Below are 10,193 nucleotides of genomic sequence, written 5' to 3'. Positions count from 1 at the left end.
ACCAAGGGCGGTCCAGCGCGCCCCAGGCGCTGGCGCAGGGGTCTGGGGGCGCGCAGCCCCCGGACCCGGCCAACGGCCGGGTGCACCACCACAAAACCACGCACGCACCACACACCCCAGCCGAACACACCAGGCGAGCACGAGGGGCCGCACCAAAGCGCCCCTCACACCCGACCGCACACCACACCGGGCCGCACGGCGCCGCGCACCGAGCGACGGCCCCACCGCGCGGCCGACGCCCAGCCTGAGCGGCGCCACCACGACACATACGTGGCCACCCGCGCCCCCGACGACCCGTCGGCGCTCCCGGCCGTGCCCGGGGGCGGGAAGGGGGCGACCAATCCGCCCCCTTCCGAACGCGGCGTCAGCTCCGTGCGGTTTCCCCGGGGCACTCCGCTACGTACGCCAGCACGAGAAGCCGATCCCGCTGGCCCCCGAGCTCGGACGGCACCGCGCCAGTCAGGGTGATGATGTTAGAGCTGGGCTGCGTCACAGCCTCGTAAACGCTCCCGGCAAGAAACTTCCGGACCTCGCCCGCCACGTGGCGCCCGTGGACGAGTACCCGGCTCCTCTGCTGCGGCTTTGTGGCCGTCTCGTAGCATGTGAGGTCTCGGCGGTACCAGGCCGTTTCATCGACGCACAGAGCAGGCTGCGCTGTCACGGTGAGGGTGGTTCCGGAAGCGCTGACGGCATACCCGGCGGATCGGAGCGCTTCGGCGTAGTACCCGAGCATCCGGGTCCTGGTCTCCTCGTACTCTTCCGCTCCCATGGTGTCGGTGTCACTGCCACCCCGGAAGCTGACCAACACCCGGCCCGGGGCGAGCTTCGCGGTCTTGAAACCGGCGTTCGCGGTGCCTCGGGCCGGACGATTGTAGTGCCGCTTGAACCCGGCACGCTTGAGGGCGGCGCCGACACTGGACGGGTTGGGGGACTTCATGGCCATGGTGATCTCCTGATGGGTTTCGAGTGGGTTGGGGCGGCGGTGCCATCCGCCGCCCCGGTGCGGGTGCCCGAGCCGGTTACGCCTAGCCGATCCACCTGCACAAGACGGCCCGGAAGTTCACGGCGGCACCCGGGTCGATCTGGCGTCCTTCGAGGGCGGCGGCGGCGTGCTCCCGGGCGGCCGCGTGGCGCTCCTCGCCGTGGTGCCCCTCCATGTCAGCCACCTGTGAGCCGATGAAGAGGGCGGCCAACTCGGCGGCGGTCCGACTCTCGACCTCGTCTGTGATCGTCCGGCCGCTCGCCTCGGCGTCGGCCTTCAGGAGGGTCACCGTGTTGTTAAGGGCAGCGAGTTCCTTGCGCGTGAGGTCGAACATGATCTCTCCTCGGTGTGGGTTTCGAGTGGTGGTGTTGTCCGGGGCGCCACCCCCTTCCAACACGGATAATATTACCAGCATTGATCGGGTTCCGACAAGTCGAGGAGGGCCACTGACCAGGGATTTTTCCCGGACTACCGTGATCCTTTAGAAGGTCACCGGCCGGGCGAACCCCCGTCCTTGCCAGCCGCTTTTCAGCGTCCGCCACCGCGGGGCGACACCCGGGCGACGGCCCGTCACGTAAACCGCCCAGGGATGCCGCCCGTACGGCCACCAGCGCGCCGGGCCGGCTTGCATGGTCGGGCCGTCGCTCTCCGGCCGCAGACGCAACGACGCGGCGCGCGGGTCTCGCCGGCCCACGGTCAACCGGCGCGGCTCGGGTACCGAACACGTGGGAGCGGGGCGCCCCGAGGAGGACGCCCCGCCCCGCTGGCCGGTCAGTGCCAGATGGCCCGGCCCCAGCGGACGAACCAGTATCGGGCGCGCCCTTTCCGGAGGTTGACGGGGAGGCCCCCGCGACGGTGGTGGGCTCCGCGGTAGCGGCCGTGTACCTCGTCGGCAGGGACGGCAAGGGCGGCCGCGGCGGTGAAGTGGACCCTGAACAGCTGGTCAGCTGCAGCCGTGCGTGTGCTGTTCCAGCGGTCGCCGGGGGTGAGCGCAAGGTGGGCCCGGTCCAGGATGGTGCGCGCGGCGGCCAGGGTGACGGCGCGGACGGCGGCCAGGTCTGCGGCCCGGTCCAGGGCCGCGCGGGCAAGGTGGTTGGAAGCGAGGCACGCGGCCGAGGCGCAGCCCCGGCATTCGAGGTCGGCCCGTACGGCGGTCTCGTCGGGCGCGGGCGGCAGTGCCGCGAGGATGCCGCGTGAGTGGTCGAGCAGGGCCGCGGCGCCTTCGGGGCCGCCGATAGCGTGGTCGACCGGCTCAACGGCGCTCTCGTGCAGCGCGTCAAGAAGCGCATTACGTGTGGCCGCCGTCGCCCGGTCCAGGTCGGCGGCTGCGACGGCGCGGAGTTCAGCGCGCGTGCAGACCCCGGCCGGGGTACAGGAGCATTGCGCAGGGTCGGCGGGCTCGGGCTGGGGCTCTGGGGCCGGGAAGATGATCGCGGACTCCACGGCCGCGCGCCCCGGGTTCTGGACGGTGGGGGTGCGCGCAGCTTGGTGTCCGGCGCCGCGGATCAAGCGCGCGCAGTCCCGGAGCGCCCTGCGCCTGCGGTGGATGTGCCCGCCTGTCAGGTGTTCGTGGGCGTCCCGGGGTTCGCACCAGTAGGTGAGGACCAGGGCGGCGCCGTCGGCGGTCGGCCGCAGGGTGAACCCGTCGCCGGGGCCGGTGACGGGGTAGTGTCCGGCGGTGGCCAGCAGGGCGGTGATGCTCGCGATGGTGGGGGCCGGTGTGGACGTGTCCATGGTTCCTCTTTCGGGTCGGTGTCGGGCTTCGAGGGGTGCCGGGGCGGCGGTGCCATCCGCCGCCCCGGCCGGGCGGTCGTGCTATGCGACGGGTTCGAGTCCGGCGGCGTGCCAGCGGACGGGCCAGCGGTCGCCGAAGTCGACACTCACCCGGCGCGTGCGGTCGGCGATCTGCGTTTCGGTCTCGATCACGCGGCCGGTCTCGGGCTCGGTGTGGTCGTCGTCCTGGACCTCGCCCGCGCGCCGCACGGTGTCACCGACCGTCCACCACACCGCGCCGTCGTCGTCGATGGCGGCGGGCAGATCTGCCGGGGAGAGACCCAGGTCAGCCGCCGTACACGTGGCGCACCCGAGCCGGGTACCGGCCTGGTAGAGCGGCCCGTCCTGCTCGCATCCCATGCACTCCCCCGGGGCGACGTGTCGCGGCTCCTGCTCGCGGACCAGGGCGCCGAGATCGGCGTGGGCGGGGTCCATCAGCAGGACGTACGGGGGACGTTCGCCCGGTTCGGTGCCCGATACCACGACGCATCCGTTGTGCAACCGGACGATGCGGGTCAGCGTGACCGGCTGGTCGGCGAAGCTGTCGGGGTACCGCTCCCCTTCTCCCCCGTAGACGTACGGGGCGCGGTGCACGGGGCGGACCTGGCGGTATCCCTCGCGCTCGATCTCGGTCCAGGTGGCGAACCGCCATCCGGCCGGGGCCTGGGTACGGCGGGCACGGCGACGCTCGGTCTCGGCGGCCACCATGGCGCGGACATCGACCATCCCCACCAGCTGTTCCGCGGCCTTGTACTTGCGGGTGTGGTTGGTCCTGAGCTTGTCTCCGGCGCCCTGCGCCCACCAGGAGGAGGAACTCCGGCCCTTCCACACGTACCCGGCCGGTTCGACCGCGCCGTCGATGTAGACCGGGGTGACTCCCTCGCTGTCCGGCTTGCCGTAGCGGTACCGGTTCTTGATGTCGCTCATGCTGACCTCGTTCGTCGCGTTTCGAGTGGTGGTGCCGGTCGGGGTGCCACCCCCTTCCAACAGGTTTAATATTACCAGCTCTGAGCCGGATTCGGGAAGCCGAAAAGGGGTTCTGACCAGGGTTTTCACGGATTTCTCGCGTGCCGCGCGTGCCCTCCGGGCCGGGCCGCCCCCTCCTTGCCAGCCGCTTCTGGCCCGCCACGGCGGACCCGCAGACGGCGGACGGCCCGCCACGCAGACCGCCCACCGTTGCCGCTCCGATCGCGCGGCCGTCGCCCACGGTCCGCGGGAGGTACGGCGCACGCCCGCCGTACTCATCGGCGTCAGGCCGGCGCCCGCCGCCCCACCGGCGGGGCGGCGGGCGCGCGGTGGGTCAGGTGGTCAGGTCGAACAGGGCCCGCAGGTGCTCAAGTCGGTGCTTGCGGGACGCCTGCTGTGCCATCGCCCGGACTTCAAAGAGCCCCTCGGCGCGGTGCCCGCAGGAGCAGCGGGACAGGTACAAGGGGTCACCGATCTGCCACTCGCCAACGCCGAGCGCGTCAGTCACCCACTTGTCCATGCCGACATAGCCGGTCTCCGCACGGTGCTCATGCAGCACCATCGCCACCCGGCCCGCATAGGAGGCGGACACGGCGCCGCCCGGCTCGGCCGTGAGCCAACCACGCTCCAGGAGACGCCCGGCAGCGCCCGGCGGGATGGACACGAATCCGGCCCGAACACGTCCGTCTGCCAGGACGGCGGCGCGGGAGGCAGATTCGCAGTCCCGGATCAGCCGTAGGTCCTCGTACTGGCGGGCCGTCAGCCGACGTGGTGCGGACACCGGTTCCAGCCGGATGGCGCGCCGCATCGTGACCGGCTCGGCATCCAGGGCGCTGCGGTGCCCGGTGATCACGCGAGTGATGGTGATGCAACCGGAGCGGTCAGCGTCGGGACTGACCTCGGCGTCGTCCCAGAGTGCGGTGGCAATCAGCGCATCAGCTTCGACAGCGCTGTACGTGCGGGTGGAGACGCTGCGGTCGTAGTCGGTGATCTTGGCGGTGTAGGCCGGGGGGTTCTCGGTCGCGTCGTCCACAAAGACGGGCCTCCGCCCGTCGGCGTCCGGTGTTCCGTAGCGGTCGTGGGTCTCGGTGTCGGTCACGGCTGTGCCCTCCGGGTGGTGCGGGTTTCGAGTGGTGGTGTCGGCCGGGGCGCCACCCCCTCCAACAAGAACAACATTACCAGCATTAGGCCGGAATCGAAAGCAGGAAAGGGCGCCTGACCAGGGTTTTCCCTGGGGTTTGCATGGCTTTCAAGAGGTTGCCGTACCGGGCACCGGCCTGATGCGGCGCCGTGCGTGCACCAGACCATCACGCCCCGCCGGATGACCGGCGGGGCGTGATGGCCTGGGCGCATCAGGCGCGGCGCTCCCGGCGCTTGCGCTCGTACTCGGCGCGCCAGGCGAGGGTTCCGGGGTCGTCGGACTCGACGAACACGAAGAACGCTTGCGCGAAGCAGTCCGTCATGGTGTTGGAGCCATGATCGGCGTTGTACGCCTCCCCGACCGACTTCAGCTCGGCCTCAAGGTCCTTCAGGGCCTGCGAGCGGTGCCACCGGGTGACCTTCTCGCCCTGGTAGCCGGTGACCTCTTCTGCGATCCATCCCCACTCCTGGGGGATGTTGTCGATGCCGATACGGATGGAGCCGTAACCGGCGCCGATACGGACTCGGAACTTGATCTGCGCGGGCGCCTCTCCGATGGGGTCGAACCGGTAGGTTTCCACCGCCTGAGACACCAGCCCCGGCCCTTCTTGCTGCACGAGGGGGGTCTTCCCGGTCTTGCGCGCCATCTTGATGTCCGCGCGGATGCCTGCGGCCCGTTCCTTCATCGACTGCCCGGAGCGGTACTTGGCGCCCATGCGGTAGGTGTTGCCGTGTGCGTCGTAGCCGCGCTCGTAGATTTCGGCCCACATCCGTGCGCGCTCCTCGCGCTCGTCCCCGGCCGCGTCCTTCAGCTTCTCCAGCAGACGGCCGAGCATGTGACGGGCGGCCTCCTTCTCGCCCTCATGGCGGCACGTACCCGACTCCCGGCAGGTCGGGGCAGTGCACTCCTTGTCGATCACTGCCCGCAGAGCGTCAATGCGGGTGCGGGTCTTCGACGCCTTGGACTTGGTCATTAGGGCGTGCTCCATCTCTGGGTCTCGGGTTTCGAGTGGTGATGCCGGTCGGGGTGCCACCCCCTCCCAACAAGAACAACATTACCAGCCTTAGACCGGAAACGGAAGTGGAAACGGGCGTCTGACCTGGGCTCTTCTCGAAAATCCTGGGTGCCGCGCGTGCCCTCCGGGCCGGGCCGGCCCCCTCCTTGCCAGCCTCTTTTGACCCGCCACGACGGATCCGCGGACGGCGGACGGCCCGCCACGCAGACCGTCCGCCGATACCGCCCCGCCCAACTCCCCGATGGATAGGCGCCCGGCTCAGGCGGCGGCCAGGTGCGCGGCGGGGTAGAGATAGCGGCCGGGCTGGCCGGGGACGGCGACGGGGGGCCAGCCGGGAGTGGCGCGGAGCCGGTGGGGTGGCCGGCGGGCGTGCGCGGCGTCCCGTTCGACCTGGGTGCGCATACGTGCGAGGCGGCCGGCCAGGCGTCGAGCTTCCTCGTTCGCCCCTGCGGTCACCTCGGCGTACCAGGCGGCGGGGTCCTCGTCGGCGAGCTGCTCCAGGCGCTCGTCCTCGGCCTCCTGGCGGCGCCACCGCTCGGCGGCCTCGACGACGGCGGCGAACCGGCGGGGGTCGTTGGGCGGGAGCTGGCTCCAGGCCAGCGATCCGTACGGCGGGACGTTCCAGTCCTGGGCTCCGTCGGCGAGCGTGGTGACCTGGTGCACGGCCCACGCTTGGGCGGCATCGGCGGTGTTCACGGGGTTCTCCTCCGGCATGGGGTTTCGAGGGGGCCGGGGCGGCGGTGCCATCCGCCGCCCCGGCTGGGGGTCACGCGATCTCGTGCTTGTAGTTCTCCTCGGCGCGGTGCAACAGTGCGTCCTCGCTCAGTCCGTACGCGTCCGCGAGGCGCCGGAGGTTGCCGACGTAGCAGACAAGGGCCGCAGCGCGGTCGTTGACCCGCTCAGGGAAGGGCCTCCCGGAGAGTCGGACGAGGTGGAGCTGCTCCAGGTCCTGCGGGCTGAGGGCGTAGGTGCGCCCGAGGTGGAAGGCGTCGGTGAGCGCGTCGCCGACGGCGACGTCCACCAGTTCCTGCGCGGTGGCCGCGACTTCGCGGCGGCGGGCCTCGCAGGACAGGGCGCCCAGGGGGCGGAGGGCCGCGCGGGCGGCCTTCACGGACGGGGTGGGCCGCCGGGTGGCCTGGGGGTGGGCGAGCATCGCGGCGATGGCCGTTCGGGCACGGCAGGCAGGGGTCACAGAGTCCTCCGGTGATCAGGTTTCGAGTGGTGGCGCCGGTCGGGGTGCCACCCCCTTCCAACGGAGACAACATTACCAGCTTTAGACCCGATCCGGAAGGATGGAAACCACCCTTGACCAGGGGATTTCCCGGCGCCGGCGGCGCTCGGATTCGTCGCGCCGGCCTCCCGGCGCAGGAGAAAGGAGGGGGTATGCAGGCGGCCCGCGCCTCCACAGGGGCGCGGGCCGTCAGTGCGTGCGGTGGTCAGATGCTGGCGCGTTCCAGGAGCATAAGGGTCTCCTCGCAGGCCCTGGCGAAGCTCTCGGCGAACGGGCTGTCGTCGGGGGCGGCCTGCTGGCATTCCCGCCACGTACTGGCCGTGAGAAGCGGCGCGAGCTCCTCGACCTGGTGCTCGTCGAGCTGGAGCGGCGCGGCCGCGGTGGCGCATCGCCGGGTGGCGTCACTCAGCCAGCCGGGAAGGTTGTCGGGGTGGCACATCTGCAACGCGGCGTAGAACGGCGCGGGCACCGGGAGGGCAACGCTCATGGCGTTTTCCCGGCTGCGGCCGGTTCGGTCGCCACGGCGTGTTCGTCGAGCCACCGCGCGGCCGCCGTGACAGTGGGGAAGAACTGGTCATCGGTCCGGACGTGGTGGCGGAATACCGGGGTCGGCCGCTCCCCCGCCGGTGCCGATAGCTCGGTGAGGCCGTAGCTGACCGTGTAGCCCGGCCCGCCCCTGGGGCCGAAAGCGGGTTCGACAGCGCCGACGATGTCCCCGGGGTCGAGCCGCAGTGCGTTGCGGCGCGCGACGAGATACCACTGGGGATCGCCGGGCGGGTCGAGCAGAATGCCGAGCCGGGGCGGGGGTCCCTGGTAGATCCAGACCCGACCGCAGCGGCGGGGCTTGATCCCCATACCAAGCCGGGTGGTGTCGAACGCCATGGGCATCCCGGGAAGTTCGGCGTCCAGCTTGGTCGCGGCGCCGCACTTCGGGCAGTAGATCCGCACGGTGAGCGCCCTGTACTCGTCGCCGTGCCCGCACGCTGTCCTGTCCTCGGTGCCGATCGGGCAGGAGTGCCCGCTGTAGGCGCGCTCACGGACGGTGGTGTGAATCCTGTAGTCGACCTCCCAGCCCTTGGCCGTGCAGCCTTCGCGGTGCTCGGGGGCGGTGTAGTCGAGGTGCGCGGCGAGCGCGTTCAGGCCGGTCACTGCGCGTCCCCAGCGATGCCGAGTTCGGCGTGCAGGGCGTTGAGGTCGTCGAGCCGGGGGCCGCCGGCGGCCGCCGCGAGGAACCCTTCCATGCCCATGCCGATGATGTGGGCCTCCAGGACACGCAGGCCGGTCTGGTGACCGAAGCCGTTGAGGTAGGCGTCGAGGTGGACGGGGCGGCCCGTGGCATAGCTGAGGGCGAGGTTCAGCAGCTTCTCGTCGGCGCCGGTGAGGTAGACCTCCTCGTCGGCGCGCAGGGCGGTCAAGTTGACCTCCGCGGTCAGGGCGCGGCCGGTGTCCGGGACCTCCGCCCACGTGAGGGTGATGTGGCGGGCGAAGTCGGCCCGGCCGGGCAAGCCGGTGGAGGTGACCAGGTGGGTCGCGGCGCGCTTCAGCTCGCTTCCGCTGAGCGTGGCAGCGGCGGTGAGCGCCGCGGTCATCTCCTCTGCGGAGAGGGATGCAGGGCTCGGGGTGACGTCGTGTCGCATGAGGGCCTTCTCAGTTGTTGGCGAAGCGGTGCAGGGCGTAGTCGTGCGCGCTGTTCCCGGCGACGGCGGAGGAGAGCCGGATGGCGAAGCGCTGATAGGCGTCTTCCTGGGACGGGGTGAGGACGATCCGCTCGGGCGGCTCCTGGCCGGGCCCGGCGGCGGCGACGGCGGCCAGCAGCACCTCGGTGTCGGGCTGGTGGTCCAGGTTCAGCACGGCCAGGCCGCGGGCGAAGTCGTTGACGAGCTGCTTGGGGTCGCCGTCGCGGCCGGGTTCGGCCCAGTCGTCGGCCATCTGCTCCAGGAAGTCGGCGAGCTGGGTGTCGTCCTTGCCCTCGACGGCCCGGCGGAAGTGCGCCAGGACAGCGGCGACGGTGTCGACGTCGCGCGGGTCGATGTCGGCGGGGTACAGCGTGGTGTGCTCCCAACGTCCGTCGGGGGCGTAGAGGGTGTACTGGCCGACGGGCCGGGCGTTGCTCGGGACGTAGCGGCCGGTGTTCGTGGCGGTGTGCCGCAGCGGCTTGGGCAGGGCTTGGAAGAGGCGTCCCCATGCGTCGTGGGCGGCGGCGCCGTCCAGGTCCTCGGGCATCTGCCACACGTCCTGTTCCCCGGCGCGGGCTGCGCGGGTGTTCAGGGTGAGTTGCTGGAGAAGGGGCTCCTCCATGTTGATGAACAGGGCCAGCCAGTTTTCGTCATCGGGGAGCAGGACACGGCGCTGGGTGGGGGTCTCGGTCATGCGCTGGGCTCCTTCACGGCCGGGCTGGCGAACGGGTTGGGGGCCTCGCCGCAAAGGATCTTGCGGACGAGTTCGGCGACCTCGCGGGCGCCCTCCTCGGTGGCGGGGGCGGCGATCGGATGGGGGCGGTCGCTGGCGGGCTCGTCGACGCGGATGTCCCATCCCCCGCTGGTGAGTGCGAGGGAGAGGGGGGCCTCCCGGCCCTGGTACCCGAAGCGCGGCCCGCTGGCCGGAGGGTCGACGGCGATACGCAGGCCGGGCCGGACGGTGATGCCCTTGGTGCTCAGTTCCCCGATCAGGGTGTCCCGGGCGGTGTGCAGCTCGTTACTGGTGAGTTCGACGCGGGAGCAGTAGCGGGCGGCCAGGGCGTCCACCACGCCGGTGGGCAGGCTGATGACGGCGGCCCAGTCCTCGGGGGCGATGCCGTGGTCCTGGCCCACCTCGTACATCTTGGCGAGCAGGTCGGCGGCCTCGGCCAGGACGCTGGGGACGTACAGGACGCATGCCCCGGGCAGCGCGCGGGCCCCCAGGTCCCGGGTGACCATGCGGATGCCGATCTTCGCGGCATCCAGAGCGGAGGTGTCGCTCATGGGCGGTTGCCTCTCCTAGGTTGGACGAGTGGGGTCCGGGGCCGATATCCGCGGCCCCCGACCCCCCACAGTGGCGCCGCAGGGGCAATGCGGGCGGGGAGAATAGATTGGGGGCCGCGCGAGGG

At 71.4% G+C, this 10,193-nt stretch carries 13 protein-coding genes; all 13 read right to left on the bottom strand.

All coding sequences use genetic code 11. The features are described from left to right. Positions 1-364: 364 nt before the first annotated feature. Complete coding sequence (locus tag ACFV2X_RS54600) at positions 365-943, bottom strand: hypothetical protein (protein ID WP_385631563.1); 579 nt, start codon at positions 941-943, stop codon at positions 365-367. Positions 944-1,025: 82 nt separating this feature from the next. Beyond that, positions 1,026-1,316 (bottom strand): hypothetical protein, encoded by a 291-nt coding sequence (locus tag ACFV2X_RS54595; RefSeq protein ID WP_385631561.1) that lies wholly within the window; start codon positions 1,314-1,316, stop codon positions 1,026-1,028. Positions 1,317-1,753: 437 nt separating this feature from the next. After that, a complete protein-coding gene (locus tag ACFV2X_RS54590) occupies positions 1,754-2,716 on the bottom strand; it encodes a hypothetical protein (protein ID WP_385631559.1) in 963 nt (320 codons plus the stop codon). A gap of 81 nt (positions 2,717-2,797) precedes the next feature. Continuing rightward, positions 2,798-3,682, bottom strand: coding sequence for a hypothetical protein (locus tag ACFV2X_RS54585; protein ID WP_385631556.1), 885 nt, complete (start codon positions 3,680-3,682; stop codon positions 2,798-2,800). Between the two features lie 373 nt (positions 3,683-4,055). Next, positions 4,056-4,820 (bottom strand): hypothetical protein, encoded by a 765-nt coding sequence (locus ACFV2X_RS54580; protein ID WP_385631553.1) that lies wholly within the window; start codon positions 4,818-4,820, stop codon positions 4,056-4,058. A gap of 253 nt (positions 4,821-5,073) precedes the next feature. After that, positions 5,074-5,835 carry a hypothetical protein gene (locus ACFV2X_RS54575; protein ID WP_385631550.1) on the bottom strand — a complete coding sequence of 254 codons (762 nt, stop codon included), beginning with the start codon at positions 5,833-5,835 and terminating at the stop codon, positions 5,074-5,076. A 300-nt stretch (positions 5,836-6,135) separates the two neighbouring features. Continuing rightward, positions 6,136-6,573: a DUF2742 domain-containing protein gene (locus tag ACFV2X_RS54570; protein ID WP_385631548.1), complete on the bottom strand. Its 438-nt coding sequence runs from the start codon at positions 6,571-6,573 to the stop codon at positions 6,136-6,138. Positions 6,574-6,643: 70 nt separating this feature from the next. Then, the gene (locus ACFV2X_RS54565; protein ID WP_385631546.1) at positions 6,644-7,069 is read right to left on the bottom strand and encodes a hypothetical protein; all 426 of its coding nucleotides are present in this window, start codon (positions 7,067-7,069) and stop codon (positions 6,644-6,646) included. 244 nt (positions 7,070-7,313) lie between these two features. Then, complete coding sequence (locus ACFV2X_RS54560) at positions 7,314-7,595, bottom strand: hypothetical protein (protein WP_385631545.1); 282 nt, start codon at positions 7,593-7,595, stop codon at positions 7,314-7,316. Continuing rightward, positions 7,592-8,257, bottom strand: a complete 666-nt coding sequence (locus tag ACFV2X_RS54555; protein WP_385631542.1) for a hypothetical protein — start codon at positions 8,255-8,257, stop codon at positions 7,592-7,594. The genes ACFV2X_RS54560 and ACFV2X_RS54555 overlap by 4 nt, the downstream gene beginning before the upstream one ends. Then, positions 8,254-8,745 (bottom strand): hypothetical protein, encoded by a 492-nt coding sequence (locus ACFV2X_RS54550; protein ID WP_385631540.1) that lies wholly within the window; start codon positions 8,743-8,745, stop codon positions 8,254-8,256. Before ACFV2X_RS54550 ends, ACFV2X_RS54555 begins: the two co-directional genes overlap by 4 nt. Before the next feature lie 10 nt (positions 8,746-8,755). Then, entirely contained in the window at positions 8,756-9,478 is a 723-nt protein-coding gene (locus ACFV2X_RS54545) for a hypothetical protein (protein WP_385631538.1), read from the bottom strand. Next, positions 9,475-10,068: a hypothetical protein gene (locus ACFV2X_RS54540; RefSeq protein ID WP_385631537.1), complete on the bottom strand. Its 594-nt coding sequence runs from the start codon at positions 10,066-10,068 to the stop codon at positions 9,475-9,477. The genes ACFV2X_RS54545 and ACFV2X_RS54540 overlap by 4 nt, the downstream gene beginning before the upstream one ends. Between the last annotated feature and the right edge of the window lie 125 nt (positions 10,069-10,193).

The organism is Streptomyces sp. NPDC059679 (genome assembly GCF_042734105.1).
In the GTDB taxonomy this organism is placed as follows: Bacteria; Actinomycetota; Actinomycetes; order Streptomycetales; family Streptomycetaceae; genus Streptomyces.
The sequence above is the reverse complement of the archived record's forward strand: the minus strand, read 5'-3'. Positions and strand labels throughout refer to the sequence as shown.

Bases quoted from the DNA above. Each gene is read 5' to 3' on its own strand.
- ACFV2X_RS54590 (WP_385631559.1), bottom strand. From the start codon at position 2,716: ATGGACACGTCCACACCGGCCCCCACCATCGCGAGCATCACCGCCCTG.
- ACFV2X_RS54560 (WP_385631545.1), bottom strand. From the start codon at position 7,595: ATGAGCGTTGCCCTCCCGGTGCCCGCGCCGTTCTACGCCGCGTTGCAG.
- ACFV2X_RS54545 (WP_385631538.1), bottom strand. From the start codon at position 9,478: ATGACCGAGACCCCCACCCAGCGCCGTGTCCTGCTCCCCGATGACGAA.
- ACFV2X_RS54575 (WP_385631550.1), bottom strand. From the start codon at position 5,835: ATGACCAAGTCCAAGGCGTCGAAGACCCGCACCCGCATTGACGCTCTG.
- ACFV2X_RS54540 (WP_385631537.1), bottom strand. From the start codon at position 10,068: ATGAGCGACACCTCCGCTCTGGATGCCGCGAAGATCGGCATCCGCATG.
- ACFV2X_RS54600 (WP_385631563.1), bottom strand. From the start codon at position 943: ATGGCCATGAAGTCCCCCAACCCGTCCAGTGTCGGCGCCGCCCTCAAG.
- ACFV2X_RS54550 (WP_385631540.1), bottom strand. From the start codon at position 8,745: ATGCGACACGACGTCACCCCGAGCCCTGCATCCCTCTCCGCAGAGGAG.
- ACFV2X_RS54585 (WP_385631556.1), bottom strand. From the start codon at position 3,682: ATGAGCGACATCAAGAACCGGTACCGCTACGGCAAGCCGGACAGCGAG.
- ACFV2X_RS54595 (WP_385631561.1), bottom strand. From the start codon at position 1,316: ATGTTCGACCTCACGCGCAAGGAACTCGCTGCCCTTAACAACACGGTG.